Origin of the sequence: Pseudomonas sp. YH-1, from assembly GCF_051990045.1 — a bacterium.
Classification (GTDB): Bacteria; Pseudomonadota; Gammaproteobacteria; order Pseudomonadales; family Pseudomonadaceae; genus Pseudomonas; species Pseudomonas nicosulfuronedens.
In genome coordinates, this window is the sequence record NZ_CP178184.1 from 3,168,396 (window position 1) to 3,192,775 (window position 24,380).

25 protein-coding genes and 1 pseudogene are annotated in these 24,380 nt (G+C 65.9%); 13 read left to right on the forward strand and 13 right to left on the reverse strand.

Annotated elements, in window-relative coordinates; all coding sequences use genetic code 11:
• Positions 1 to 24 precede the first annotated feature (24 nt).
• Positions 25 to 399: a hypothetical protein gene (locus ACKI1H_RS14855; protein ID WP_440468726.1), complete on the reverse strand. Its 375-nt coding sequence runs from the start codon at positions 397 to 399 to the stop codon at positions 25 to 27.
• A 1,239-nt stretch (positions 400 to 1,638) separates the two neighbouring features.
• Here ACKI1H_RS14855 and ACKI1H_RS14860 point away from each other — a divergent pair.
• Positions 1,639 to 1,770: pseudogene (locus ACKI1H_RS14860) on the forward strand (HAMP domain-containing protein); the annotation flags it as partial.
• Positions 1,765 to 2,628 carry a methyl-accepting chemotaxis protein gene (locus ACKI1H_RS14865; RefSeq protein WP_425049026.1) on the forward strand — a complete coding sequence of 288 codons (864 nt, stop codon included), beginning with the start codon at positions 1,765 to 1,767 and terminating at the stop codon, positions 2,626 to 2,628. The pseudogene ACKI1H_RS14860 and the gene ACKI1H_RS14865, both read left to right, overlap by 6 nt.
• On the opposite strand, the gene ACKI1H_RS14870 is transcribed toward ACKI1H_RS14865, so the two are convergent.
• Positions 2,596 to 4,335: a SulP family inorganic anion transporter gene (locus ACKI1H_RS14870; protein ID WP_440468727.1), complete on the reverse strand. Its 1,740-nt coding sequence runs from the start codon at positions 4,333 to 4,335 to the stop codon at positions 2,596 to 2,598. The genes ACKI1H_RS14865 and ACKI1H_RS14870 overlap by 33 nt on opposite strands.
• 212 nt (positions 4,336 to 4,547) lie before the next feature.
• Complete coding sequence (locus ACKI1H_RS14875; protein WP_081520648.1) at positions 4,548 to 5,552, reverse strand: NADP-dependent oxidoreductase; 1,005 nt, start codon at positions 5,550 to 5,552, stop codon at positions 4,548 to 4,550.
• A gap of 226 nt (positions 5,553 to 5,778) precedes the next feature.
• Between ACKI1H_RS14875 and ACKI1H_RS14880 the strand changes: the two genes are divergently transcribed.
• On the forward strand, positions 5,779 to 6,540 hold the full coding sequence (locus ACKI1H_RS14880) for an SDR family oxidoreductase (protein WP_081520647.1): 762 nt from the start codon (positions 5,779 to 5,781) through the stop codon (positions 6,538 to 6,540).
• Positions 6,541 to 6,900: 360 nt separating this feature from the next.
• On the forward strand, positions 6,901 to 7,791 hold the full coding sequence (locus ACKI1H_RS14885; protein ID WP_440468728.1) for a bile acid:sodium symporter family protein: 891 nt from the start codon (positions 6,901 to 6,903) through the stop codon (positions 7,789 to 7,791).
• A gap of 45 nt (positions 7,792 to 7,836) precedes the next feature.
• On the opposite strand, the gene ACKI1H_RS14890 is transcribed toward ACKI1H_RS14885, so the two are convergent.
• From ACKI1H_RS14890 to ACKI1H_RS14900, 3 genes are read right to left on the reverse strand one after another with little or no spacing between them, the layout of a single operon-like run.
• On the reverse strand, positions 7,837 to 9,000 hold the full coding sequence (locus ACKI1H_RS14890) for an AAA family ATPase (RefSeq protein WP_138525188.1): 1,164 nt from the start codon (positions 8,998 to 9,000) through the stop codon (positions 7,837 to 7,839).
• A 48-nt stretch (positions 9,001 to 9,048) separates the two neighbouring features.
• On the reverse strand, positions 9,049 to 10,248 hold the full coding sequence (locus tag ACKI1H_RS14895) for a benzoate/H(+) symporter BenE family transporter (RefSeq protein ID WP_138525187.1): 1,200 nt from the start codon (positions 10,246 to 10,248) through the stop codon (positions 9,049 to 9,051).
• Between the two features lie 13 nt (positions 10,249 to 10,261).
• On the reverse strand, positions 10,262 to 10,864 hold the full coding sequence (locus tag ACKI1H_RS14900) for a LysE family translocator (RefSeq protein WP_138525186.1): 603 nt from the start codon (positions 10,862 to 10,864) through the stop codon (positions 10,262 to 10,264).
• A 166-nt stretch (positions 10,865 to 11,030) separates the two neighbouring features.
• Here ACKI1H_RS14900 and ACKI1H_RS14905 point away from each other — a divergent pair, with 166 nt between their 5' ends.
• Complete coding sequence (locus tag ACKI1H_RS14905; protein WP_440468729.1) at positions 11,031 to 11,672, forward strand: hypothetical protein; 642 nt, start codon at positions 11,031 to 11,033, stop codon at positions 11,670 to 11,672.
• On the opposite strand, the gene ACKI1H_RS14910 is transcribed toward ACKI1H_RS14905, so the two are convergent.
• Positions 11,669 to 12,112, reverse strand: a complete 444-nt coding sequence (locus ACKI1H_RS14910) for a MarR family transcriptional regulator (protein ID WP_138525184.1) — start codon at positions 12,110 to 12,112, stop codon at positions 11,669 to 11,671. The two genes, ACKI1H_RS14905 and ACKI1H_RS14910, sit on opposite strands and share 4 nt — an antisense overlap.
• 81 nt (positions 12,113 to 12,193) lie before the next feature.
• Here ACKI1H_RS14910 and ACKI1H_RS14915 point away from each other — a divergent pair, with 81 nt between their 5' ends.
• The 4 genes from ACKI1H_RS14915 (at position 12,194) to ACKI1H_RS14930 (ending at position 15,740) form a co-directional block, all read left to right on the forward strand.
• Positions 12,194 to 13,351 (forward strand): PLP-dependent aminotransferase family protein, encoded by a 1,158-nt coding sequence (locus tag ACKI1H_RS14915; RefSeq protein WP_440468730.1) that lies wholly within the window; start codon positions 12,194 to 12,196, stop codon positions 13,349 to 13,351.
• Between the two features lie 10 nt (positions 13,352 to 13,361).
• Positions 13,362 to 13,964 carry a glutathione S-transferase family protein gene (locus tag ACKI1H_RS14920; protein ID WP_138525182.1) on the forward strand — a complete coding sequence of 201 codons (603 nt, stop codon included), beginning with the start codon at positions 13,362 to 13,364 and terminating at the stop codon, positions 13,962 to 13,964.
• Positions 13,965 to 14,332: 368 nt separating this feature from the next.
• The gene (locus ACKI1H_RS14925) at positions 14,333 to 14,794 is read left to right on the forward strand and encodes a bacteriohemerythrin (RefSeq protein ID WP_138525181.1); all 462 of its coding nucleotides are present in this window, start codon (positions 14,333 to 14,335) and stop codon (positions 14,792 to 14,794) included.
• Positions 14,795 to 14,891: 97 nt separating this feature from the next.
• Positions 14,892 to 15,740 carry a cache domain-containing protein gene (locus ACKI1H_RS14930; RefSeq protein ID WP_440468731.1) on the forward strand — a complete coding sequence of 283 codons (849 nt, stop codon included), beginning with the start codon at positions 14,892 to 14,894 and terminating at the stop codon, positions 15,738 to 15,740.
• A gap of 64 nt (positions 15,741 to 15,804) precedes the next feature.
• Here ACKI1H_RS14930 and folE read toward each other — a convergent pair whose 3' ends face one another.
• The 4 genes from folE to ACKI1H_RS14950 all read right to left on the reverse strand — a co-directional run bounded on the left by folE (position 15,805) and on the right by ACKI1H_RS14950 (position 18,208).
• Positions 15,805 to 16,350, reverse strand: a complete 546-nt coding sequence (folE, locus tag ACKI1H_RS14935; RefSeq protein ID WP_024765420.1) for a GTP cyclohydrolase I FolE — start codon at positions 16,348 to 16,350, stop codon at positions 15,805 to 15,807.
• Positions 16,351 to 16,481: 131 nt separating this feature from the next.
• Positions 16,482 to 17,039 (reverse strand): Smr/MutS family protein, encoded by a 558-nt coding sequence (locus ACKI1H_RS14940; protein ID WP_138525180.1) that lies wholly within the window; start codon positions 17,037 to 17,039, stop codon positions 16,482 to 16,484.
• A 78-nt stretch (positions 17,040 to 17,117) separates the two neighbouring features.
• Positions 17,118 to 17,438, reverse strand: a complete 321-nt coding sequence (locus tag ACKI1H_RS14945; RefSeq protein WP_138525179.1) for a hypothetical protein — start codon at positions 17,436 to 17,438, stop codon at positions 17,118 to 17,120.
• 173 nt (positions 17,439 to 17,611) lie between these two features.
• Positions 17,612 to 18,208, reverse strand: coding sequence for a cysteine hydrolase family protein (locus ACKI1H_RS14950; RefSeq protein WP_138525178.1), 597 nt, complete (start codon positions 18,206 to 18,208; stop codon positions 17,612 to 17,614).
• A gap of 181 nt (positions 18,209 to 18,389) precedes the next feature.
• Here ACKI1H_RS14950 and prmB point away from each other — a divergent pair, with 181 nt between their 5' ends.
• On the forward strand, positions 18,390 to 19,304 hold the full coding sequence (gene prmB / locus ACKI1H_RS14955; RefSeq protein ID WP_440468732.1) for a 50S ribosomal protein L3 N(5)-glutamine methyltransferase: 915 nt from the start codon (positions 18,390 to 18,392) through the stop codon (positions 19,302 to 19,304).
• A gap of 151 nt (positions 19,305 to 19,455) precedes the next feature.
• On the opposite strand, the gene ACKI1H_RS14960 is transcribed toward prmB, so the two are convergent.
• Both ACKI1H_RS14960 and ACKI1H_RS14965 read right to left on the reverse strand, forming a co-directional pair.
• The gene (locus ACKI1H_RS14960; RefSeq protein ID WP_440468733.1) at positions 19,456 to 20,235 is read right to left on the reverse strand and encodes a hypothetical protein; all 780 of its coding nucleotides are present in this window, start codon (positions 20,233 to 20,235) and stop codon (positions 19,456 to 19,458) included.
• A gap of 49 nt (positions 20,236 to 20,284) precedes the next feature.
• The gene (locus ACKI1H_RS14965; protein ID WP_440468734.1) at positions 20,285 to 21,325 is read right to left on the reverse strand and encodes an alpha/beta hydrolase; all 1,041 of its coding nucleotides are present in this window, start codon (positions 21,323 to 21,325) and stop codon (positions 20,285 to 20,287) included.
• Between the two features lie 123 nt (positions 21,326 to 21,448).
• Between ACKI1H_RS14965 and aroC the strand changes: the two genes are divergently transcribed.
• Genes aroC through ACKI1H_RS14980 form a run of 3 tightly spaced genes read left to right on the forward strand, consistent with a single transcriptional unit; the run spans position 21,449 to position 24,366 of the window.
• Positions 21,449 to 22,540 carry a chorismate synthase gene (gene aroC / locus ACKI1H_RS14970; RefSeq protein WP_138525174.1) on the forward strand — a complete coding sequence of 364 codons (1,092 nt, stop codon included), beginning with the start codon at positions 21,449 to 21,451 and terminating at the stop codon, positions 22,538 to 22,540.
• A gap of 55 nt (positions 22,541 to 22,595) precedes the next feature.
• A complete protein-coding gene (locus tag ACKI1H_RS14975) occupies positions 22,596 to 23,756 on the forward strand; it encodes an MFS transporter (RefSeq protein WP_440468735.1) in 1,161 nt (386 codons plus the stop codon).
• A complete protein-coding gene (locus ACKI1H_RS14980) occupies positions 23,740 to 24,366 on the forward strand; it encodes a methylthioribulose 1-phosphate dehydratase (protein ID WP_440468736.1) in 627 nt (208 codons plus the stop codon). Before ACKI1H_RS14975 ends, ACKI1H_RS14980 begins: the two co-directional genes overlap by 17 nt.
• Positions 24,367 to 24,380: the final 14 nt, after the last annotated feature.

The window sequence follows — 24,380 nt, forward strand, 5'->3', positions numbered from 1 at the left end:
TGCATCGCGCCTGGCGCCGGGGCGTCAGGCGAACTCCAGCTCCAGCCCGAGCTGCCAGTGGATGCCGCCCATGCGCGCCACGTCCAGCCGTTCGCCAAGGGCGAAGAGTTCCGAGAGCAATGCGTCGCGCTGCGGAAATTCCAACGTACCGCCGTGAACCAGACCGACGATGCCATGCACCAGACGCAAGCCGGTCTGGGCATCGAACCAGCAGTCCAGCCATTCGCCCTTGACCTCATCGCAGGCCAGAGGGCAGACGAAGCGGCGAATCGGCAACTGCCCGCGGGCCAGCAGCAATGGATCGAGGCGGCGCTGTTCGCGGTACAGCACGGGAAGCCGTAGTTGGTGGGCGAATCCCGCCAGCGGGCGCTGCAGGACCAGTTGGTAGTGGGCGTTCATCCGAGCACCGGGAGTGGACAGTCAGGTGTCGGAATCTGAACGTTCAAGCCACCAGGTCGCTGTCGGCGATTTCCGTTTACGTGCCAGGAAAGTTCTGTTCAGTGTTCTGGATACGACCTCCGCGTATCTCTGTGCAGCATCACCGTGCCATCACCGTCGTGCCCTCTATCCAGTCGGTGTGCGGCGCTCCTAATGTTCCGTCCAAAAGCAGCGATAACGATCAGGAGACCTTCGGGGATTTCCTGAAACGCCATTGCGGATGGGGGAGAAGCCATGGTTGCCTTCGTGCAGCGTCGTCTGGCCGATATGGGAACGGCGAAGAAACTGGCCATAGGGTTCGGCCTGGTGCTGTTGCTCACCGCTCTGGTGGCGGTGATCGGCGTGACTTCGCTACGGGCGATTTCCCAGCGCTTCGACCTGCTGGGCGACATGTCGACCATCAACCGCGAGTTGCTGGAGATGCGCCAGAGCGAGAAGGATTTCGTGATCGACGCCAGCGATGCTTCCGCCAAACGCCTGCGTGAGCACGCCGGCAACCTCGGCGAAGCGGTGGCGCGGCTCAAGGCCCAGCCGGATCAGGCAGCGGCCATGACCCGCGTGGAGCAGGGCGTCGCCGACTACCTCGCTGCCTTCGCCAATTTCGAGAAGTCCAGCAAGAGCCGGCGCCTGTCGCTGGACGCCGCCACCTGGTCGGTGAGTGGCGCGTCCAACAGCCTGGACATCCTGCAATCCAGCCTCGCCGATGACGGCGCCTACGAACTCAAGGAGTCCCAGGGCCAGAAAGGCGAGGAACTGCTGCAGCAGGCCGCCCAGGTCAGCCAGCTCTATCGCTTGGTGCTGCAGGGTTTGAACGAGGCCCGCTCACGCCTGGAGTCTGGTGGCGAGGAGAAGGCCGAGGGCGGCCGTATCAAGTCTGCTGCCGAGGCGCTGGAGCTTTCCGCCAAGCTGCAGGAGGCGATCACCGACCCGACCTACGTCTCGGTGCTCAAGGACGTCATCACCAACATCAACGCCTTCGTCGAGAAACTCGACGAATACACCGCCAGCCTCGAACAGGAAAAACAGGTCCATGCGCAGATGAACGACCGCGCGGCCCAGGTCATGCAGCAGGTCGACGACGCCTATGCCGCGCAGCGCGCCGCCATGCAGACGCAGCTGCGCACCAATACGCTGCTGATTGTCGGCTCCGCAGTATTGGCACTGCTGGTGGGCGCGCTGGCTTCGTTGCTGATCACCTGGATGATCGTGCGGCCGCTGCGCCAGGTGATCGGCATGGCTCGCCGCATCGCCGAGGGCGACCTGAGCGTGAGTATCGACGTGCGCCGCAAGGATGAGGTCGGCCAACTGATGGGCGCGGTAGGCAGCATGGCCGACAGCCTGCGTGGCATTGTCAGCCGCCTCAGCGATGGCGTGGGGCAGATCACCGCCTCGGCGCAGGCGCTGTCCAGCGTCACCGAGCGCACCCAGCACGGGGTGAACAGCCAGAAGGCCGAGACCGATCAGGTCGCCACGGCGATGAACCAGATGGCCGCCACCGTCCACGACGTGGCGCGCAATGCCGAGGAGGCCGCCAGCTCCGCCGAACAGGCCGACGGCAAGGTGGCCAGCGGGCAGGATGTGGTGCGCCAGACGCTTGGCCGCATCGAGCAATTGGCAGCCGCCGTACGCGCGGCCACCGAAAGCATCGAGCAGCTCGGCCGCGAGAGCCAGAGCATCGGCAGTGTGCTGGTGGTGATCAAGAACGTCGCCGAGCAGACCAACCTGCTGGCGCTCAACGCTGCCATCGAAGCGGCGCGGGCCGGCGAGCAGGGCAGGGGCTTCGCCGTGGTGGCCGACGAGGTGCGGGCGTTGGCGCGGCGCACCCAGCAGTCCACTGCGGAGATCGAGACGCTGATCGCCGCCCTGCAGAACGGTGCGACGACTTCTGTTCAACGCATGCAGCGCAGCCACGCCCTGGTGGAGATGACCGTGGGCGATGCGGTGCAGACCGAAGCGGCGCTGGGCACCATTGCTTCGGCGGTAGCGGTCATCCACCAGATGAACCAGCAGATCGCCGCCGCCTCCGAGCAGCAGAGCGCGGTTGCGGAGGAAATCAGCCGCAGTGTCAGCAGCATCCGTGGCATCGCCGACGAGTCGGCGCAGGCCATGGAGTCCACCGCGTCTTCCAGTGTCGAGCTAGCACAGCTCAGCCGCGAGCTACAGGGGTTGGTCGGGCAGTTCCGCCTGTGAGGCCTGGGCGTTCGTCGCCTGCTCGCGCTTGCGTTGCAGGTGCCAGCGCCGGTAGGCGTTGACGCCCGCGCGCACCGAACTGAACACCAGGGGGGGCTTTACTTCGCCCAGCAGTTGCGAGCGCTTGAGCAGGGCCAGCGTCTCGCCCGTCACTCGCGCCAGGGACAGGTGTACGCCCTGGGCCTCCAGGGTCTGCTGCACTTCCCGCAGCGTGGTCAGGCCGCTGATGTCCAGGTTGAGGATGCCTTCGGCATTGAGCAGCACGGCGCGAGCGTTCGGCGTCTGTGTCACCACTTCGAGGATGCGCTGCTTGAAGTAGTCGGCGTTGAAGAACAGGATCGGCGCGTCGAAGCGGTAGATCACCAGCCCCGGCAAGGTGCGCGCGTTGGGGAACTGCTCGACTTCCACCTGGCCGTCGATGCCGTACACCCAGCCCATCACCGCATCATGTGGGCGGTAGGTGAGGTAGAGCAGGCGCAGCAGGGCGAGCATGATGGCGACGAAGATGCCCGGCAGCACGCCGACGCTGAGCACGCCGGCGGTGGTCAGCACGCACAGGCCGAACTCGAACCGGCTCAGCGCCCAGAAGCCGCGCAGGGCGCGGAAGTCGATCAGCCCCCAGCCAGCCATCAGCAGCACCGCGCCCAGCGCCGGCATCGGCACCCAGCCCAGCGGCTTGCTGAACAGCAGCAACACCAGGCCGATCACCAGCGCAGCGACCACGCCGACCAGCTGGCTCTTGCCGCCGACCATGTCGTTCACCGCGGTGCGCGAATCCGCGCCGCTGATGACGAAGCCCTGGGAAATCCCCGCGCCGATGTTGGCCATGCCCAGCGCCATGAATTCGTGGTTGGCGTCGATGGCATAACCGTGGCGGGCGGCGAAGCTGCGCGCGGTGAGCATGGCACTGCAGAAGCTGACGATGGTGATACCCATGGCATCGCGGAACAGGCTGCCCAGTTCCTCGACGCTGGTTTTCGGCCAGCTCAGGTGGGGCAGGCCCTGCGGTACTTCGCCAAGCAGCTTGATGCCGTACTGGTCCAGGCCGAACAGTGCGGCGATCACCGAGGCGAACAGCACGCCGACCAGGGCACCGGGAATCTTCGGGTAGCGGCGTGGCAGCAGGATCATCAGTGCCAGCGTGCCGACACCCAGTGCCAGCGTCGGCAGGTGGGTATCGGCGAGGTTGCGCACCAGGGCGATCAGGCCGCGGACAAACCCGCTGGTTTCGCTGTGGTAGCCGAGAATCTTGCCCAGCTGGCCGGCGATCAGGCTCAGGCCGATGCCGTTCAGATAGCCCACCAGCGTGGGCCGCGAGAGGAAACTGGCAACGAAGCCGGCGCGGGCGAAACCGGCAGCGATGGACATGGCACCCACCAGCACGGCGACGATCATCGACAGCTGCAGCAGCCGTTCCGGGTTGCCGGCCGCCAGTGGCGTGATGGCCGCAGCGACCATCGCGGCGGTGGCGGCGTCCGGCCCGACCATCAGCTGCCGCGAGCTGCCGACGACGGCGTAGATCAGCATCGGCAGGATGCAGGCATAGAGCCCGACCTGCGGCGGAAAGCCGATGATCTGCGAATAGGCGATGGCGGTGGGAATCTGCACCGCAGCCACCGACAGGCCGGCCTGTACGTCGCGCGGCAGCCAGTCGAAACGGTAGTGCAGCAGGCTGTCCAGACCGGGCAGCCAACGGGCGAGGGACATCGGGGGATCTTCCTTGGAGTCGACCAAGGGAAATCCTAGCTGGAAAGGCGGTTCAGGGCTTGTCGGAAATCATCGAGTTAGAGCATGCAAGCAACGCAGCCGGCCTGACCCGACCTGTAGGAGCGAGCTTGCTCGCGAACTGCCCAGCATTGCAATCACCGGGAAGAGCGTTCGCGAGCAAGCTCGCTCCTACAAGAGCATTGCGCGGGTCGTCAGACCTTCAGCACCAGCTTGCCGAAGTTCTCGCCGCTGAACAGCTTGGCCAGGGTCTCGGGGAAGGTTTCCAAACCTTCGACGATATCTTCCTTCGACTTCAGCTTGCCTTCGGCGATCCAGGTCGCCATGTCCTTGAAACCTTCCTGGAAGCGGTGGGCGTAGTCCATCACCACCATGCCTTCCATGCGTGCGCGGTTGACCAGCAGCGACAGGTAGTTGGCCGGGCCGCGCACCGCCTCCTTGTTGTTGTACTGGCTGATTGCACCGCAGATCACCACCCGCGCCTTGGGTGCCAGGCGGGCCAGGACGGCGTCGAGGATGTCGCCGCCGACGTTGTCGAAGAACACGTTCACGCCCTTGGGGCATTCGCGTTTGAGACCGGCGTTGACGTCTTCGGCCTTGTAGTCGATCGCGCCGTCGAAGCCCAGTTCGTCCACCAGGTAGCGGCACTTGTCGGCGCCACCGGCGATGCCGACCACACGGCAGCCTTTGATCTTCGCGATCTGCCCGACCACGCTGCCCACCGCGCCGGCGGCGCCGGAGACGACCACGGTGTCACCAGCCTGGGGCAGGCCGACATCGAGGAAGCCGAAGTAGGCGGTCATGCCGGTCATGCCCAGCGCCGAGAGGTACAGCGGCAACGGCGCGCGCTGGCTGTCGACCTTGTAGAAGCCCTTGGGCTCGCCGAGGAAGTAATCCTGCACGCCCAGCGCGCCATTCACTTCATCGCCGACCTTGAAATCCGGGTGCTGCGAGGCGATTACCTTGCCCACGCCCAGAGCTCGCATCACGTCGCCGATGGCCACCGGGGCGATGTAGGACTTGGCGTCGTTCATCCAGCCGCGCATGGCCGGGTCCAGCGACAGGTACTGGTTCTTCACCAGGATCTGACCAGGGCCGGGCTCGCCGACCGGGGTTTCCACGTAGGCGAAGGTGTCGCGGGTGGCAGCGCCGACCGGGCGCTGGGCGAGCTGGAATTGACGGTTGATCTGGGCAGACATGGCAGTGGACTCAGTCAGGGGAAAGCCTAGGTGATAGTCCGCCTGCCGCCTCGGGGCAAGTTCCGTCCGCCGGAGGAATGTTCGTCTATCGGTTCCAGTGATCCGGCCTCGACTGAATCATCATCAGCATGGATGCAGTGACGTCGCCCCGCCTGATAGTGCTTCGCGCCCGCAACGCGCTGGCTAGACTGCGACGGTTATCTCCCCATCGCTTCGAGGATCGCTCATGAGTCAGCTGCTTTCCGGCCAGGTCGCCCTGGTCACCGGCGCCGCCAACGGCATCGGCCGCGCCACAGCCCAGGCCTTCGCCCAGCAGGGCGTGAAGGTCGTGGTTTCCGACGTCGACGCCAAGGGCGGCGAAGGCACCGTCGAGCTGATCCGCGCGGCGGGTGGCGAGGCGACCTTCATCCGCTGTGACGTGACCCGCGACGCCGAGGTCAAGGCGCTGGTGGAAGGCACCGTGGCCGCCTACGGTCGCCTGGACTACGCCTTCAACAACGCCGGTATCGAGATCGAGAAAGGCAAGCTGGCCGACGGCGAGGAGAGCGAGTTCGACGCCATCATGGGCGTCAACGTGAAGGGCGTCTGGCTGTGCATGAAGCACCAGATTCCGGTGATGCTGGAGCAGGGCGGCGGCGCCATCGTCAACACCGCCTCGGTCGCCGGCCTGGGCGCCGCGCCGAAAATGAGCATCTACGCCGCCTCCAAGCACGCGGTGATCGGCCTGACCAAGTCCGCCGCCATCGAGTACGCGAAGAAGAAAATCCGCGTCAACGCGGTGTGCCCGGCGGTGATCGACACCGACATGTTCCGCCGCGCCTACGAGGCCGACCCGAAGAAGGCCGAATTCGCCGCCGCCATGCACCCGGTGGGCCGCGTTGGCCGTGTCGAGGAAATCGCCTCCGCCGTGCTCTACCTGTGCAGCGACCACGCCGGCTTCACCACCGGTATCGCACTGCCGGTGGATGGTGGCGCCACGGCGATCTGACGCTTTCGTAGGGCGCATAACGCACCAGTGTTATCCGCCGCCGGTTTGGCCGGCGGATAACCTGTTCCAGGTTATGCGCCCTACAGACTAAGCCCCACGCTGCGATTGCAATGGAACACCTGTAGGAGCGAGGGAGACGCCCAGTTCTTGCTCGCGAACGGGGTTCCCGGCCGATTCCTCGCTGGGCGGTTCGCGAGCAAGCTCGCTCCTGCGAAATGCCCGCTCGCCTCACGATCCCGCCCTGTTCGCTACAAACCTTCGCATTCTGTTACACGATGAAGTGGTTTTGGCCTGCAAGGCCAGTTACAAGCGCCCAAGAGGCCGAAACAATCGGCCCATTCCAGTTGGAGAATAATGACAATGACCAACGATCCCTTGCTGACGCTCTTCATGCCCATCGCCCTGGGCATCATCATGCTGGGCCTCGGCCTGTCCCTGACGGTCGCTGATTTCGCCCGCGTAGTGCGCTATCCCAAACCCGTGCTCATCGGGCTGGTGTGCCAGATCATCCTGCTGCCCCTGGCCTGCTTCCTCATCACCGTCGGCTTCGCCCTTGAAGCTGCGCTGGCCGTGGGCATGATGCTGCTCGCCGCGTCCCCTGGCGGCACCACGGCGAACCTCTACAGCCACCTGGCCCACGGCGACGTGGCGCTGAACATCACGCTGACCGCGGTGAACTCGGTGATCGCCATCCTCACCATGCCGCTGATCGTCAACCTGTCGCTGCTGTATTTCATGAACGACGGCCAGACCATCCCGCTGCAATTCGGCAAGGTGCTGCAGGTATTCGTCATCGTGCTGGGCCCTGTGGCCATCGGCATGATCGTGCGCCGGCTGCTGCCGGGCGTGGCGGCGGCGCTGCAGAAACCGGTGAAGATCCTTTCCGCGCTGTTGCTGGCGGTGATCATTGGCGTGGCCGTGACCAAGGACTGGCAGACCTTCCTCACCTACGCGCCTATCGTCGGTGCGGCGGCGCTGAGCTTCAACCTGCTGAGCCTCGCCGTGGGCTACTGTGTGCCGCGCCTGCTCAAGCTGTCCAAACCGCAATCCATCGCCATCGGCATGGAGATCGGCATCCACAATGGCACCCTGGCGATTGCCCTGGCGCTTAGTCCCATGCTGCTGAATAACAGCACCATGGCGATTCCCGCAGCGATCTACGGCGTATTGATGTTCTTCACCGCCGGGCTGTTCGGCTGGTGGGTCAGCCGGGGTGTAGCCAAGACAGCGCCGGAGCAGGCACCCGCCTGATATTGGTTCGCGACGCCGGTCAGATGAAGGTCTGACCGCTGGCGATCAATCCGCCCAATGCCACGCGGGCGCGTCGAACATGCCCTGGTCGCGGATGCGCGTCTGGCCCAGTTCCTTGTCCAGGTGCAGGCAATTGCACTCGGGGTGTTCCTCCAGCGTGGCGATCAGCCGGCTGGCGTGGGACACGACCCAGACCTGGGTGTGCTTCGAGGCGGCGATGATCAGGCGTCCCAGCGCCGGCAGCAGGTCCGGGTGCAGGCTGGTTTCCGGTTCGTTGAGCACCATCAGTGACGGTGGGCGCGGGGTGAGCAGGGCGGCGACCAGCAGCAGGTAGCGCAAGGTGCCGTCGGACAGCTCCGAGGCACTCAGCGGGCGTAGCAGGCCGTGCTGCTTCAGCGCCACGGCGAATCGCCCGCCGGGCTGGCAGTCGATCTGCAGTTCGGCGCCGGGGAAGGCATCGCTGATGGCATTTTCCAGTGCGCCGGCGTCGCCGATTTCACGGATGGTTTGCAACGCGGCGGCGAGGTCGCGGCCGTCATGGTGCAGCACCGGGGTGCGAGTCCCCAGTTGCGGCTGACGCGCAGGCGCGTCGGCGTCGGTGCGGAAGTGGTCGTAGAAGCGCCAGCCGCGAATCTGCTCGCGCAGCAACAGGGCTTCGGGGCAGTCGGAGCCACTGCCGATCTGAGTGAACAGGCTGTCGAAGGTCGGGATGTGCTGCTCCAGCACCTGCCAGCTGCGGCCTTCGCGGGCGCGCAGCATCGGGCCGTTGCGCTCCACCAATTGCGAGGCGGGGCGATACCAGGGGCCGGCCCAGATGCTTTCGTGCTTGATCTCCGGGTCCAGGCCGAAGGCGCTGACCACTGGCGGTGGCGGCAGGCCGAGGGCGATGGCGTAGCCGAAATCTTCACCGGCAAAACCCAGGCGTAGGCGTTTCACTTCGTTGCGCGGGCCGCCCTGGACCTCGACTTCGCCCGTCCGCATACGCCGCGAATGGCTTTCCGGCCCGGCCCAGAAGGTGGACTCCAGCCCGCCCTCGCGCGCCAGTGCGTTGACCACGCCGCCTTGGGCGGTTTCGGCGAGCAGGCGCAGGGCGCGGTAGAGGTTGGACTTGCCGCTGCCGTTGGCGCCGGTGATCAGGTTCAGCCGGCCCAGCGGCAGCACCAGTGAATTGATCGAGCGGTAGTTGGCGACGGCCAGGGTGTGCAGCATGCGGGGCGATCCGTGGGCGGGAAACGCCCGCATGCTAGCAGAAGGGTCTTACGGCGCGCGGCGCCAGTTCAGCACCAGTTGGGTCAGCAGGCCGGCCACCAGTCCCCAGAAGGCCGAGCCCACGGAGAACAGGGTGAAGCCCGAGGCGGTCACCAGGAAGGTCACCATCGCCGCTTCGCGCTGGCGGGCGTCGGCCATGGCGTTGGTCAGGCCATTGGTGATCGAGCCGAGCAGGGCCAGTGCGGCGATGGACAGCACCAGCGCCTTGGGGAGCGCCGCGAACAGCGCGGCCAGGGTGGCGCCGAAGATACCGGCGATGCCGTAGAACAGCCCGCACCAGAGCGCGGCGGTGTAGCGCTTGTGCGGGTTCTCGTGGGCTTCCGGGCCAGTGCAGATGGCTGCGCTGATGGCCGCCAGGTTGATGCCGTGGGAGCCGAAAGGCGCCAGCAGCAGCGAGGCGATGCCAGTGGTGGAGATCAGTGGCGAGGCGGGTACCTGGTAGCCATCGGCACGCAGCACGGCGAGGCCGGGCATGTTCTGCGAGGCCATGGCGACGATGAACAGCGGGATGGCGATGCTGATGGTGGCGGCCAGGGAGAAGCTCGGCGTGGTCCACACCGGGCGGGCGATCTCCAGCTGGAAGTGGCTGAAGTTCAGCAGGCCGAGGAAGCCGGCCAAGGCAATGCCCACCAGCAACGCAGCGAACACCGCATAGCGCGGCGACAGGCGCTTGGCAACGAGGTAACTGACAAACATTGCCACCACCAGTGCCGTCTGCTGCTGCGCGGCGTTGCAGATCTCGATGCAGATGCGGAACAGCACGCCGGCCAGCAAGGCCGAGGCCAGCGAGCCGGGCACCTGGCGCATCAGGCGGTCGAAGCTGCCGGTGATGCCGCAGATCGTGATCAGCGCGGCGCAGACGATGAACGCGCCGATGGCCTCGCCATAAGGCACGCCGGGCAGGCTGCTGATCAGCAGCGCGGCGCCGGGGGTGGACCAGGCGATGACGATGGGGGTGCGGTAGCGCAGGGTCAGGCCGATGGTAGTCAGGGCCATGCCGATGGACAGCGCCCAGATCCACGAGGAGATCTGCGCGGTGGTCAGCCCTGCCGCCTGGCCGGCCTGGAACATCAGCACCAGCGAGCTGGTGTAGCCGGTGAGCATGGCGACGAACCCGGCGACGATGGCGGCGGGGGAAGAGTCGGCCAGCGGGCGCAGGGGCGCAGAGGCGGGTGTGGTGTCAGTCATGCACGAATTTCCGTCAGGTGCGGGTAAGCAGAGGGTAGAGCGAAGCGACCAGCAGTGCCGCCATGCCGAAGTTGAACAGGCGCAACCGTAGCGGATCTTCCAGCCAGCGCCGCAGCAGACTGCCGAGCACCGTCCAGACGCCCACGCTGGGCAGGTTGACCACGGCGAACAGGGTGGCGATCAGCACCACGTTGCCGATCCAGCTGTTGGCCGGCAGGTAGGTGGCGATGGCGCCCACGGCCATTACCCAGGCCTTGGGGTTGACCCACTGGAAAGCGGCAGCCTGGAGGAAGGTCATGGGGCTGGCGGCGTTCTCGCCTTTCGCCTCAGGCGCGCCGGAGCGGGCAATCTTCCACGCCAGATAGAGCAGGTAGGCGCCACCGGCATAGCGCAGCGCCGCGTAGGTCGCCGGGAAACGCTCGAACAGCTGGTGCAGGCCCAGGCCCACGGCGACCACCAGCAGCAGGAAGCCGATGCTGATACCGAGCATGTGCGGAATGGTGCGGCGGATGCCGAAGTTCACGCCCGAGGCCAGCAGCATCATGTTGTTGGGGCCGGGGGTGATGGAGGTGACGAAGGCGAACAGCACGAAGGCGCCGAGGAGTTCGAGGGGCATGGCGGTATACCGGTCTAGTTGTCGGGCCAGACTAATCCCGCAGGCTCCGGGCTGTCCCATAACAGCCAGCGGCCGAGTGGCCCGTACAGTGCGAGCAGCAGTGGCGTGCGCGGAAGTGCGTCGGTATGGTGCGGGAAAGCCGTACGACTGATGGAAGATCGCCAGCATGGAACAGAATCCCTACGCCGCCCCCAAGGTCGAGCTGGTGGATCAGAGCGCTCCGGGGGCATTCCTCGCCGGGCGCTGGAGTTCCGGCCGCCTGCGCCTGCTCGCTGGCCTGAGTCTGGCGCTGTTACTGTGCAATCTGGTGCTGTTCGTCCTGTCTTTTGCAGCCGCGCTGCAGGAGTCGAGCACCTGGCAGCGCTATGAACTCTGGGTCGGCGTGCTCAGTACGGTGCTCGGCTGCTTCCTGCTGTGGCGCACCCGACATTTTCTCGAGGATCGCTTCAGTGCCCGCGGACTGGGCTGGCCGGTTGGGCTGTCGATCGCCATCGCGCTGGTGATGCAGACCTACAGTCTGGTTTTCGACGACCAGCTCAGCGGCGAACTCAACGGTGCGCTGATGGGCTTCATGGGGCTTTTCGTACCCACCGGCATCGTCACCCTGTGGTACGGCATCCGCCTGTTGAAGATCGAGTTGCCGTACCCGTCGGTGAAAATCATGGGCTGGCTGGAGGTCACCTCTGGCGTGTGCCTGCTCAGCGTCCTGCTGTTCCTGCCCGGTACTGCGCTGGCCATGGCCAGCCTGCTGCCGCTGGCGCTGATGTTCCTGCGCGCCGCCCGCGAGCTGGAAGCCGCCGCCGGCTAGTCTTCGTCCTGTGACCAGGCGATGGCCTGGTTGACCGCCAGCCAGCCGCGAACGGCGTCCTCTCCGGCCTCGTCGAAGGCCCGTTGCAGCAGGCGCCCCTGTTCCTGGCGCAGGGCCTTTTCCAGCTTGCCGCCCTCGGTCGTCAGCTCCAGCAGGCGCCGGCGCTTGTCGTTGTCGCAGGCTTCACTGCGGATCAGGTCGCGCTCCAGCAATTGGCGCAGCGGCACGTTCAGTGCCTGCTTGGTCACGCCGAGGGCGGACAGCAGCTGGCTGACGCTCAGCCCCGGATTGCGCGCGATAAAGAACAGGATGCGGTGGTGAACCCGGCTCAGGCCGCGGCGCGCCAGCATCTCGTCGGGTTTCGCGGTGAAGGCCCGGTAGCTGTGGAAGAAGGCTTCCATGGCCTGGAGTTGCAGCGCATTTTTTATTAGGTCAGGCATATTGACGTATCCGTCTCGGGCGTCGTAGCTTCGGTCAACCAGTTTGACTCATTCTTCCGTGCTCCCGCTACCGGTGACCCCATGGCCTTCTCCGAACGCATCGCCCGACTGAAAAGCTCTCTGATCCGTGAAATCCTCGCCGCGGCGCAGCGCCCGGAGGTGATGTCCTTCGCCGGTGGCCTGCCCGCCGAGCCGATGCTGCCAAAGGTGAACTGGGATGACATGCCGGCGAGCATGGGTCAGTACGGCATGAGTGAAGGGGAGCCGGCGCTGCGTGAGGCCATCGCTGCCGAGGCGCGTGCGCTGGGCGTGCCCTGCGAGGCGAGCCAGGTGCTGATCGTCAGCGGCTCGCAGCAGACGCTGGACCTGGCGAGCAAGCTGTTCATCGACCCGGGCACCGAGGTGCTGCTCGAAGCGCCGACTTACCTCGCTGCGCTGCAGGCCTTCCAGCTGTTCGGCGCGAACTGCCTGACCGTGCCGCTGGGTGCCGAAGGTCCGGACGTTGTCGCGCTGCGCCAGCGTCTCGAAACCAGCAAACCAGCCTTTGCCTACCTGATCCCGACTTTCCAGAATCCGTCCGGTGTGCGCTACAGCGAACAACGTCGCGATGAAGTGGCCGCAGTGCTCGACGAGTTCGGCGTGACCCTGATCGAGGATGAACCCTACCGCGAGCTGGTGTTCGATCAGGGCGCCGCGACTCCGTTGGTCAGCCGCCTGAAACAATCCAGCTGGATCTATACCGGCACTGTCTCCAAGACGCTGCTGCCGGGCCTGCGGGTGGGCTTCCTGATCGCCACGCCCGACCTGTTCCCGCACCTGCTGCGCCTGAAACAGTCCGCCGACCTGCACACCAACCGCGTCGGTCAGTGGCAGGCGTTGCAGTGGTTCGGCACCGAGGCCTACCGTGGCCATCTGGCCGAACTGCGCGATTTCTATCGCATCCGCCGCGACGCCATGCAGAAGCAGCTGGAAGAGCATTTCGCCGAGCTGGCCGAGTGGAACGTGCCGCAAGGTGGGCTGTTCTTCTGGCTCAGGCTCAAGCAGCCGCTGGACACCCGCACGTTGCTGGATGCGGCGCTGGCGCAGAACGTGGCCTTCATGCCCGGTGAGCCTTTCTTCACCGAGCCGGATGCCAATCCCGGCTATTTGCGGCTTAACTTCAGCCACGTGGCGCCCGAACGCGCCGGCGAGGGGCTCCGTCGCCTGGCGGCGGTGATCCGTGAAGCCCAGGCCCAGTGAGGAGATGAGCATGTACACCGTCTACGGCGATCAACTGTCCGGCAATTGCTACAAGGTCAAGCTGGCCCTGCATCTGCTCGGCCTGCCTTACCAGTGGCACGAGATCGACATCCTCAAGGGTGAGACACAGACTGCCGAGTTCCTGGCGATGAACCCCAACGGCAAGGTGCCGGTGCTGAAGCTCGAGGACGGCACCTGCCTGTGGGAATCCAACGCCATCCTCAACTTCCTCGCCGACGGCAGCGATCTGCTGCCCAGCGAACCGCGCCTGCGCACCCAGGTGCTGCAATGGCAGTTCTTCGAGCAGTACAGCCATGAGCCCTACGTGGCGGTGGCGCGCTTCATCGAGTTCTACCTCGGCCTGCCCGAGGAGCGCCGCGAAGAATATGCGCGCTGCCAAAAGGGCGGGTACAAGGCGCTGAAGGTGATGGAGAAGCAGCTGGAGCAGACGCCTTATCTGGTGGGCGACTCGTACTCTATCGCCGATATCACCCTGTACGCCTACACCCATGTCGCTCACCAGGGCGGCTTCGACCTGTCGACCTTCCCGGCGATCAACGCCTGGCTGGCGCGGGTGGCGGATCACCCTCGGCATGTGGGGATGGAAGACTGACCTTCGCGCTCGCTCAGTGAAAACGCCGCTTCCCTGGAAGCGGCGTTTTTCATTGTGCGCCAGTTGCTCTTGGTAGGAGCGAGCTTGCTCGCGAACAGATTTTCCGGCCCCTCCGGCGCTGGGAGGTTCGCGAGCAAGCTCGCTCCTACAGGCGAAATCGTATATCGGAGCTGAAGGCCAGTAATTTGCCATCAGATGAATCCGAAAAAGCCGCTCTAAACCGCTGATTCCGGTGCTTTGGGGTTGACCGGCATCATGGCGGCGTTTTGTCGCCCTCCCTAATCTGGACGTGCTGCCATGCGGGAAGTACCGATGTGGCCGGGCGCGAGCGGCAGGCAGTGTCGTCGCCCGGCATGGGGAGGGGAAAGATGGCCTATCTGGTCTGGCAGGCGGATCTCGATACCGGGATCGGAGTAATCGACGCACAGCACAAGCGCATCGTCGAAATGATCAACCAGCTGCACGAGGCCCAGGCCCATCACGACCGAGCCATGCTCGGCGGCGTGATCGAGGAACTGGTCGACTACACCATCTCGCACTTCGCCTTCGAGGAGACCCTGCTGGAGGACTCCGGCTACCAGTTCACCCGCGCGCACAAGAAGGTCCACGAACTCTTCATCAAGCGCGTTTCCGACTACCGTCAGCGCTTTGATGCCGGCGAGGACGTTGCCGAAGAGCTCAAGGGGCTGCTCGGCCGCTGGCTGTTCAACCATATCCGCAACGACGACGCGAACTATGTGGAAGCGGTGAAGGCGACCATGCACGAGCTGACCCGCGACCAGAGCCACGGCGGCTGGCTGTCGCGCTCGATGAAGCGATTCTTCGGCTGAATTTCGCAACACTTTGCCGGTGAATGCCGACGCGATTCCCCCACGGCTAACTATGCTCTGTGCACAACTACAAGCAATGCCACGGGGGTATTCGCGCATGAAGACGCTGTTGAAGTCACTGCTGCTGCTTTCTTTCCTGTCGTCCTTCCCATTGTTCGCCGCTCAGTCGGCCACCTCGCAGTCGGACGACCAGCGCGCCAAGGCACTGCTGTCCAAGGCGGTGGCCGCATACAAGCAGGAGGGCGACAAGGCCTTCGCCGCGTTCAGTCGCCAGGGCGAGTTCGTCGATGGCGACCTCTACGTCTTCGTGGTGGACAGCCACGGCACCATGCTTGCCAGCGGCGGGCCGTCGGTGGTGCTGATCGGCCGGGATGTTTCCTCTACGCTTGATCCCGCGCTGCAGCAGCAGTTCGCCAAGACGCTGAAGTCGCCGGAGACGGGCAAGGTTCAGCAGGCCGACTACCGCTGGAAGAACTGGGCGGACGGGCAGGTGGAGCGCAAGCACGTCTATTACCAGCGCGTCGGCGATCGCTTCCTCGCGGTGGGCTACTACATTCCGCGTGCCTCGGCGCAACAGGCCGCCGCCATGCTGGACAAGGCGGTGAAGGCCGTGGAGGCCAACCCGGAAGGCACCTTCAAGCAGATCACCGCACGGGACAAGGCCTTCATCGAGGATGACCTCTACGTCTTCGTGGTCGACCTGGATACCTCGAAGTTCGTCGCCCATGGCTTCAACATACGGATGGTCGGCACCGATTTCGACTCGCTCAAGGACCCGGGCGGTAACCCCATCGGCCACGCCATGCTGGAACTGGTGAAGGCCAAGGGCGAAGCCGAGTTCGAGTACCAGTGGCGCAACCCGGTGACCAGCAAGGTGGAGAACAAGCACGCCTTCCTGCGCAAGGCTGGCCACTATCTGGTCGCGGTGGGTTACTACACTCGCTGATCCCTTTCCTGCAGGCACAAAAAACCGGCCCTGGGGCCGGTTTTTTCATGGCGGCGGTTCGCGATCAGCGGATCAGGCTGAGGAACTCGCTGCGGGTGGCGGCGTTCTCGCGGAACTCGCCGAGCATCACCGAGGTGACCATCGAGGAGTTCTGCTTCTCCACGCCGCGCATCATCATGCACATGTGCTTGGCCTCGATCACCACGGCCACGCCCAGCGCGCCGGTGACCTGCTGCACGGCCTCGGCGATCTGCCGGGACATGTTCTCCTGGATCTGCAGGCGGCGGGCGTACATGTCGACGATGCGCGCGACCTTGGACAGGCCCAGGACTTTGCCATTGGGGATATAGGCGACGTGCGCCTTGCCAATGAACGGCAGCAGGTGGTGTTCGCACAGCGAGTAGAGCTCGATGTCCTTGACCAGCACCATTTCGCTGTTGTCGGAGCTGAACAGGGCGCCGTTGACGATCTCCTCCAGCGTCTGCTGGTAGCCGCGGCAAAGGTACTGCATGGCCTTGGCGGCACGCTTGGGCGTGTCGACCAGACCTTCGCGGGTGACGTCCTCACCGAGTTGGCTGAGGATCGCGGAGTAGTTTTGTTCCAGGGACATGATCTACCTGTGGCAATGACAAAAATAGAAACCGTGGCGCAGGGTAGGGCGCTCCGCCTTGGCTGGCAAGGCCCGCGCGCCGGTTGGCGCGTTATGGCGGGTGGTTTGTCGCCAGGCGCGCGGCCAGGGTTTTACTCGTCGCGGCCTTCGAGCATGGTGCGCCGCAGCATCACGTAGATGGCGCCGGTGCCGCCGTGGCGCGGCAGGCAGGAGGTGAAGCCAAGCACTTGCGGGTGCTGGCGCAGCCAGGTGTTCACGTGGCTCTTCACCATCGGGCTGCGGCCGTCGATGCGCGCGGCCTTGCCGTGGGTGACGCGGACGCAGCGGATCTCGAACTTGGTGGCTTCGGCAATGAAGTCCCAGAGGGTTTCGCGGGCGGTCTCGATTTTCATGCCGTGCAGGTCGAGGCTGCCTTCGAAGGCGATCTGGCCGGCCTTGAGCTTGCGGATCTGGCCTTCCTGGACGCCGTCGCGGGCCCAGTAGAGTTCGTCTTCGGGGCCGACGTCGATGACGAACTGGTCGGACAGGCCGTCCACCCGGATGTTCTCGGTACGCACGGTCGCGTTCTGCCGCAGCTCCTTGAGCTGTTTGCGGTCGGCCTTGGGTTTGCCGGTGTCGGCCTGGTCCACGGTGATGCGCTTGACGCCGCGCATCTCGCGGGCGAACTGGGAAAAATCGTCGTCTTGCATGCGCACCTCCTCGAAGAGCCGCGCAGTCTAACGGATCGTGCCTGCCCTGCGGAAATTCGTCACATTGCCCGTGGGAGATCAGTCGCGGCGCTTCATCAGTCGAGGCGACAGGCTCAGGCCTTCGCGGCCGCGGGCGCGGCGGCGGGCGGCGCGCCAGAAGGTGACGCCCAGCCAGAGGCAGAGCAGGCCGATCACCAGTAGCACGGCGCCGGCGCCCGGTTCGATGTGCAGTACGCCCACGGCGGGTTGGCGACGGAGCAGGGCGGCAACGCCAGCCATGGCGGACAGGATGCCGAAGGTGGCGATCACTGCGGCGATCGCGGCGGCGAAGCGCCAGCGCCAGCGGCCCGGACGTTTCGGGCGCAGGCTGGGTGGATCGAATTTCTCGGTCATCTTCATCCCGACTTCCTCATCTGTTGAACGAGGCTATGACCGGTGGGGAGGGGTGGGGTTCCAACCCCAGGGTCGGGAAGCGCGGCGAACCCACTGGGTGAGCGGGTTCGCGGGCTTTCGCGCCTAAGCTGAGCCTAACCCCGGGCGCTTGTCGTTGCCGCCCGTCGGGACGAATGGCTTCACACCAGCGCCTGGGCCTGTGCGACCACGGCGGCGAAGTTGTCGCCCAGGGCGGCGATTTCCGCTCGGTGCAGGTCGCGGGCCGCGAGCACGCCACCTTCGGGAGTGGGGATGTCGCGGGTGGCGCAGGCCGCATCCACCAGGGTGCAGCGGTAGCCGTAATCCTTGGCGGCGCGGACGGTGGTGCTGATGCTGGAGTGGGTCATGAACCCGCAGACGATCAGGTCCAGACGGCCGCTGGCCTGCAGGCGGTCATGCAGGTCGGTGCCGGCGAAGGCGTTGGGCAGGCGCTTGTCCACCACCACCTCGCCCGGCAACGGAGCCAGCTCGGGGAGGAAGCGGCCGCGCGGGCCCTGCGGGTCGAGCAGGCCGCCGACCACGCCCAGATGGTGCACGTGGACGATCGGGGTGCCCATGTTCCGGGCCGCCTCCAGCAGCAGGCGAATCTGCGCCACCGCGGCATCCAGGTCAGGCAGCGCCAGTACGCCGCTGCGGTACTCCTCCTGGGCATCGATGATCAACAGAGTGCTCTGGCGCAGGGTGGCCGGCGGATATCCGCGCCCACTGATCTGCAGCATGCTGAGCGGATGGGACATGTCACGACTCCTGTAAATGCATGTTCACTCATTGTGGGCCGTAACGCGTCCGCTGTGAATCTTTGCGAACTCGCGCCAAAGTGGTATTGGCATTCTTCTCAGGAACTGCCCGGAGGCGCCCCAGAGGTTCCCTGCTGAGCTAGAATGCGCCCCTTTTTTGCGAGCTGCGAGGACTGCTGCCGTGACCGAATCCCGTTTGCTGACCCTGCGTGACCATATCCGCTGGGCCGTCAGCCGCTTCCACGCCGAGGAACTGTTCTTTGGCCACGGTACCGACAACGCCTGGGACGAAGCCCGCCAACTGGTGCTGGGTGCGCTGCACCTGCCCTGGGAAATGGCCGATGCCTACCTGGACTGCCGCCTCGAGGACGAGGAGCGCGACTACCTGATGCACCTGCTGCGCCGGCGCATCGAGGAGCGCGTGCCCACCGCCTACCTGCTGGGCGAAGCCTGGTTCTGCGGCATGCCCTTCGTGGTGGACGAGCGTGTGCTGGTGCCGCGTTCCCCCATCGCCGAGCTGATCGAGCGCCGCTTCGAGCCCTGGCTGGCGGCTGACCCTGCGCGAATCCTGGACCTGTGCACCGGCTCGGGCTGCATCGGCATCGCCTGCGCCAGCGCCTTCCCGGAATCCGAGGTGGTACTGGGCGACCTGTCGTTCGATGCCCTGGAAGTGGCCAACATCAACATCGAGCGCCACGAGCTGGGTGAACGCGTCTATACCGTGCAGGGCGATGGCTTCGAAGGCCTGCCGAGCCAGCGTTTCGACCTGATCGTGTCGAACCCGCCCTATGTCGATGCGGAAGACTTCGCCGACATGCCCGCCGAGTACCACCATGAGCCGGAGCTGGGCCTGGCCTGCGGCAGCGACGGCCTGGACCTGGTGCGGCGCATGCTCGCCGAGGCTGCGGAGCACCTGACCGAGCGCGGCACGCTGGTGGTAGAAGTGGGCAACAGCCAGGTGCATGTGGCGGCGCTCTACCCGGAAGTGGACTTCACCTGGCTCGATTTCGAATACGGCGGCCATGGCGTGTTCCTGCTCTCGGCGCAGCAGTGCCGGGAACATCAGGAGCTGTTCAAGGCGCGGGTGAAGGCCTGATCCGCTCCGCAAGTGGGGTGAACCTGTAGGAGCGAGCTTGCTCGCGAACGGATTTGCCGGTTACCCCGGTGCTTGGCCGATTCGCGAGCAAGCTCGCTCCTACAAAAAACTCCTGGCACACTCGGCGCGGGCCATCGACGGCAATCCGCGCCTAGTGCGTGGCGATCCAGATCAGCAGCCCGGCCTGGAACACGGCGAACACCGTCAGGCAGGCGATGGTGAAGCGCAGGCTGGTGTCGTCGCGGCGGAAGGTCTCGATGCGCTGCTCCAGCCGGCGGATCTCGTTGGACTGGGTGGCGAGGTTCTGGTCGGCCTGTTCCAGCATGGAGCCGGCCTCCAGCAGCGGGACTATCTGCACCTTCTCCTTGTGCCAGTCGTCGTACAGTTCGCTGACCCTACCGACGCTGTAGCGTGCCTTCAGCAGCCGCGAATCCTCGTAGATCACATCGAAGCCCTGGGCGCGCAGGAAGTGGTCGCGGCGCTGCCGGGCCTCTTCATTGGGCGCGTCCTTCATCGCCAGCGCGCCGCCCTCGACGCGGTAGTGCGACCACTTCTTTTTCGCCCAGGCCACCCCCTGGGCCAGCAGGAAGCGCCCGAGGCCGCGGTTCAGCGGTTCGGTGGCGAAGCCTGAATCGGCGCCGAAGCGCACTTCCTTGTTGCGGTGGTCCGCCCAGACCTCCAGCAGGTTCACTTCCTTGCGCAGCACCAGGCCGGGCACCTGAACCGTCAGGCGCAGCAGGCTCTGCTCGGCGTTGTGGCGTTCCACCCGGCCGAATTGGACAAAACGCAACGGCCGCGCACCCGTGGTGCGATCGGTGGGCAACGGCGCCAGGCGCAGCAGGCGATAGTGTTCCGGCGCAAGCTCGGCCCATGGGTGCGGGCGGGCGGCGGCCTCGTCGGCGGCGACGGCGGTCTGTTCGGCTTCGGTCATGGGGATCTACCTCGGGGCCTGGCGGGCGTGGCCAGGGCTCTCCCGTGGTTTATCGACGCACCGGCGCATTTCTTGAGACGGTCGCTCCAGATTCCGCCAAGGTGCCGCCCGGCAGGCCCTGGGCCTTCTGGATAAAGGCGCTGACGCGCTCCACCAGCTCGCGGGCCAGCGGCAGATTGGGGTTGTTGTAGGAGGCGAGTTGCTGCGGACCGCTGGTCGGAACGATGCGCAGGATGTGGTTCATCCCCGAAATCAGGTGGAAGTCGCTGTCGGGCTTTGCGCGCTTGAGCGCCTGCGCGTCCTCGACGCCGACCTGGATGTCGTTGGTGCCCTGCAGGATCAGGGTGGGCAGCTTGAGCATGGCGAATGCTCGGGCCGGGTCCTGGCGGAACAGCGAGATCAGGTAGGGCTGCACGCTGGGGCGGAACAGCACTTTCAGTGGCTCTGGCACCTTGGGTTGCAGTTGCCCGGCCTGCAGGCCGTCGATCAGCTGGTCGGCCTGCGCCAGCAGTGGCGGGGCCAGCCGGCCCTGCAGCTGTTCGCGCAGCACGTCGCCGATCGGGCGGGCGCTGCCGGCCAGGGAAACCAGTGCCTCGGCGTGGGTTTGCGGCGCAGCGAGGCTGGCGATCAGCGCGCCTTCGCTGTGGCCGATGAGAATCTGCCGGCCGAAGCGTGGGTCGTGGGCCAGCTTGTCGCTCCACGCCACCACATCGCTGACGTAGGCCTCGACGCTGAGCTCTTCCTCGCGCGGCGCCGCCGGCAGGCTGCGGGCTACACCGCGCTTGTCATAGCGCACGCTGGCGATGCCGTTCTCCGCCAGTGCTTCGGCCAGCTTGCGCAGGTAGGCATTCTGCCCGCCCTCGGGATTGTTGCCGTCGCGGTCGGTGGGGCCGGAACCGGCGATCAGCAGGGCCACGGGTGGCGGGCTCTGGGGCGACGGCGACTGGGGTAGCAGCAGGGTACCGCGCAGCACACCGTGGCCTGTGTCCAGGTCATAGGGGCGTTGCAGGATGCTGGTGGGGGCGGCCAGGGCCACTGAGGAGGCGAGGCCGGCGAACAGGCAGAGGCAGAACAGGGCAAGACGGCGCATCGAGGACTTCGCGATGGGGCTGATGGCGCTTTGATCCTCGCGGGCGGCGAAGGTTCGCAGGGCGGATTGACGCAGGTATACTGCTCGGCCTTTTCGAATCCCAGCCTTTTCGCGGAGCCTCGCATGTCCGGCAACACCTACGGCAAGCTGTTCACCGTCACCACCGCTGGCGAAAGCCACGGCCCGGCGCTGGTCGCCATCGTCGACGGCTGCCCGCCCGGCCTGGAGATTTCCCTGGAAGACCTGCAGCGCGACCTGGACCGCCGCAAGCCCGGTACCAGCCGCCACACCACCCAGCGCCAGGAAGCCGACGAGGTGGAAATCCTCTCCGGTGTGTTCGAGGGCAAGACCACCGGTACTCCCATCGGCCTGCTGATCCGCAACACCGACCAGAAGTCCAAGGACTACTCGGCGATCAAAGACCTGTTCCGCCCGGCCCACGCCGACTACACCTACCACCACAAGTACGGCATCCGCGACTACCGTGGCGGCGGCCGTTCCTCGGCGCGCGAGACCGCCATGCGCGTGGCCGCCGGCGCCATCGCCAAGAAGGTGCTGGCGGGCATGGGCATCACCGTGCGCGGCTATATGAGCCAGCTCGGCCCGATCGAAATCCCCTTCAAGACCTGGGACAGCGTCGAAGACAACGCCTTCTTCAGCCCCGACCCGGACAAGGTGCCGGAGCTGGAGGCCTACATGGACCAGCTGCGCCGTGACCAGGATTCGGTGGGCGCGAAGATCACCGTGGTCGCCGAAGGCGTGCCGCCGGGCCTGGGCGAGCCGATCTTCGACCGCCTGGACGCCGAACTGGCCCACGCGCTGATGAGCATCAACGCGGTGAAGGGCGTGGAAATCGGCGCCGGCTTCGCCAGCGTTGCCCAGCGCGGCACCGAGCACCGCGATGAGCTGACTCCCGAGGGCTTCCTCTCGAACAACGCTGGCGGCATCCTCGGCGGCATCTCCTCCGGCCAGCCGATCATTGCCCACCTGGCGCTCAAGCCGACCTCCAGCATCACCACCCCCGGTCGTTCCATCGACGTGAACGGCGACCCGGTGGACGTGATCACCAAGGGCCGCCATGACCCCTGCGTGGGCATCCGCGCGACCCCCATCGCCGAGGCGATGATGGCCATCGTGCTGCTCGACCACCTGCTGCGCCACCGTGCGCAGAATGCCGACGTGAAGGTCGGCACCCCGGTCCTCGGCCAGCTCTGATCGACCTGGGCCCTCCGCGAGCCACACGGTTCGCGAAGGGCTCGTCGCGCCGCCGATGACGCAGGTTCCCTACTGGCGGCTGTCCAGTTTCTACTTCTTCTACTTCTGCCTGTTGGGCGGAACGGCGCCGTTCCTCGCGCTGTATTTCCATCACCTGGGCTTTTCCAGCGCGCGGATCGGCGAGCTGGTCGCCATCCCCATGCTGATGCGCTGCGTGGCGCCGAACCTGTGGGGCTGGCTGGGCGACCGCAGCGGCCAACGGCTGGCCATCGTGCGCTTTGGCGCGGTGTGCACGGCGTTGTGCTTCGCCGGCATCTTCCTCGGCCACAGCTACGCCTGGCTGGCGCTGATCATGGCCGGGCACGCGTTCTTCTGGCACGCGGTGCTGCCGCAGTTTGAAGTCATCACGCTCGCGCACCTCAAGGGCCGCACGGAATCCTATAGCCGGGTACGCCTGTGGGGCTCCATCGGCTTCATCTGCACCGTGGTCGGCCTGGGCTGGCTGTTCGAGTTCGCCAGCCTGGACGCCTACCCGCTGGCGCTGCTGGCGATCATGCTCGGCATCGTCGGCGCCAGCTGGTGGGTGCCGAACGCCCAGCCGCCGGCGCGGCAAGACGAGGCCAACGCCGGGGGCTTCCTCCAGCAACTGCTCAAGCCCGGCGTGCTCGCCTTCTATCTGTGCGTGTGCCTGATGCAGCTGTCCCATGGCCCGTACTACACCTTTCTGACCCTGCACCTGGAAGCGCTCGGCTACACCCGCGGGCTGATCGGCCAGTTCTGGGCGCTGGGTGTAGTGGCCGAGGTACTGCTGTTCCTGGTCATGCCGCGCCTGCTCAAGCGCTTCTCGCTGCGCCAGGTGCTGGTGGCGAGCTTCCTGCTGGCGGCCTTGCGCTGGCTTTTGCTGGGCACACTGGCCGGGCACCTGCCGGTATTGCTGTTCGCCCAGTTGCTGCACGCAGCGACCTTCGGCAGCTTCCACGCCGCCGCCATCCATTTCGTCCAGCGCAGCTTCCAGGCGCGCCAGCAGGGCCAGGGCCAGGCGCTCTATGCCGCACTGGCGGGGACCGGCGGCGCGCTGGGTGCGCTTTACTCCGGCTACAGCTGGGGTAGCCTTGGCCCGGCCTGGACCTTTGCCATTGCCAGCGTCGCCGCGCTGGCCGCCGCCTTCATCATCTGGACCCGTCTGAACGAGGACCCGCATGAACGACACCCGTGAACAGCTGACCCGGCAGATCATCGACGCCGGTCGCTTCCTCTATGGCCGTGGCTGGTCGCCGGCCACCAGCAGCAACTACTCGGCGCGCCTGGCGGCCGACCGCGCGCTGCTCACCGTTTCGGGCAAGCACAAGGGGCAGCTCGGCGAGGACGATGTGCTGGAAACCGACCTGGCCGGCAATAGCCTGGAGCCGGGTAAGAAGCCTTCGGCGGAAACCCTGCTGCACACCCAGCTCTACGCCTGGCGCCCGGAGATCGGTGCGGTGCTGCACACCCATTCGGTCAACGCCACCGTGCTGTCGCGCCTGACCGCCGGCGACCGCCTGGAGCTGCAAGACTACGAACTGCAGAAAGCCTTTAGCGGCGTCACCACCCATGAAGGCCGCGTCACCGTGCCAATCTTCGACAATGATCAGGACATCGCCCGCCTGGCTGCCAAGGTGCAGCCCTGGCTGGAGGCGCATCCGGACTGCCCCGGTTACCTGATCCGCGGCCACGGCCTGTACACTTGGGGCCCACGCATGGCCGATGCCCTGCGCCAGATCGAAGCCTTCGAGTTCCTCTTCGAATGCGAACTGAAAGTACTGAGCCTTCGCGGCGGCACGCGCTGAGCGAATCCGGCCCG

Bases quoted from the DNA above. Each gene is read 5' to 3' on its own strand.
- ACKI1H_RS14855 (WP_440468726.1), bottom strand. From the start codon at position 399: ATGAACGCCCACTACCAACTGGTCCTGCAGCGCCCGCTGGCGGGATTC.
- ACKI1H_RS14865 (WP_425049026.1), top strand. From the start codon at position 1,765: ATGGCCGACAGCCTGCGTGGCATTGTCAGCCGCCTCAGCGATGGCGTG.
- ACKI1H_RS14870 (WP_440468727.1), bottom strand. From the start codon at position 4,335: ATGTCCCTCGCCCGTTGGCTGCCCGGTCTGGACAGCCTGCTGCACTAC.
- ACKI1H_RS14875 (WP_081520648.1), bottom strand. From the start codon at position 5,552: ATGTCTGCCCAGATCAACCGTCAATTCCAGCTCGCCCAGCGCCCGGTC.
- ACKI1H_RS14880 (WP_081520647.1), top strand. From the start codon at position 5,779: ATGAGTCAGCTGCTTTCCGGCCAGGTCGCCCTGGTCACCGGCGCCGCC.
- ACKI1H_RS14885 (WP_440468728.1), top strand. From the start codon at position 6,901: ATGACCAACGATCCCTTGCTGACGCTCTTCATGCCCATCGCCCTGGGC.
- ACKI1H_RS14890 (WP_138525188.1), bottom strand. From the start codon at position 9,000: ATGCTGCACACCCTGGCCGTCGCCAACTACCGCTCGATCAATTCACTG.
- ACKI1H_RS14895 (WP_138525187.1), bottom strand. From the start codon at position 10,248: ATGACTGACACCACACCCGCCTCTGCGCCCCTGCGCCCGCTGGCCGAC.
- ACKI1H_RS14900 (WP_138525186.1), bottom strand. From the start codon at position 10,864: ATGCCCCTCGAACTCCTCGGCGCCTTCGTGCTGTTCGCCTTCGTCACC.
- ACKI1H_RS14905 (WP_440468729.1), top strand. From the start codon at position 11,031: ATGGAACAGAATCCCTACGCCGCCCCCAAGGTCGAGCTGGTGGATCAG.
- ACKI1H_RS14910 (WP_138525184.1), bottom strand. From the start codon at position 12,112: ATGCCTGACCTAATAAAAAATGCGCTGCAACTCCAGGCCATGGAAGCC.
- ACKI1H_RS14915 (WP_440468730.1), top strand. From the start codon at position 12,194: ATGGCCTTCTCCGAACGCATCGCCCGACTGAAAAGCTCTCTGATCCGT.
- ACKI1H_RS14920 (WP_138525182.1), top strand. From the start codon at position 13,362: ATGTACACCGTCTACGGCGATCAACTGTCCGGCAATTGCTACAAGGTC.
- ACKI1H_RS14925 (WP_138525181.1), top strand. From the start codon at position 14,333: ATGGCCTATCTGGTCTGGCAGGCGGATCTCGATACCGGGATCGGAGTA.
- ACKI1H_RS14930 (WP_440468731.1), top strand. From the start codon at position 14,892: ATGAAGACGCTGTTGAAGTCACTGCTGCTGCTTTCTTTCCTGTCGTCC.
- folE (WP_024765420.1), bottom strand. From the start codon at position 16,350: ATGTCCCTGGAACAAAACTACTCCGCGATCCTCAGCCAACTCGGTGAG.
- ACKI1H_RS14940 (WP_138525180.1), bottom strand. From the start codon at position 17,039: ATGCAAGACGACGATTTTTCCCAGTTCGCCCGCGAGATGCGCGGCGTC.
- ACKI1H_RS14945 (WP_138525179.1), bottom strand. From the start codon at position 17,438: ATGAAGATGACCGAGAAATTCGATCCACCCAGCCTGCGCCCGAAACGT.
- ACKI1H_RS14950 (WP_138525178.1), bottom strand. From the start codon at position 18,208: ATGTCCCATCCGCTCAGCATGCTGCAGATCAGTGGGCGCGGATATCCG.
- ACKI1H_RS14960 (WP_440468733.1), bottom strand. From the start codon at position 20,235: ATGACCGAAGCCGAACAGACCGCCGTCGCCGCCGACGAGGCCGCCGCC.
- ACKI1H_RS14965 (WP_440468734.1), bottom strand. From the start codon at position 21,325: ATGCGCCGTCTTGCCCTGTTCTGCCTCTGCCTGTTCGCCGGCCTCGCC.
- aroC (WP_138525174.1), top strand. From the start codon at position 21,449: ATGTCCGGCAACACCTACGGCAAGCTGTTCACCGTCACCACCGCTGGC.
- ACKI1H_RS14975 (WP_440468735.1), top strand. From the start codon at position 22,596: ATGACGCAGGTTCCCTACTGGCGGCTGTCCAGTTTCTACTTCTTCTAC.
- ACKI1H_RS14980 (WP_440468736.1), top strand. From the start codon at position 23,740: ATGAACGACACCCGTGAACAGCTGACCCGGCAGATCATCGACGCCGGT.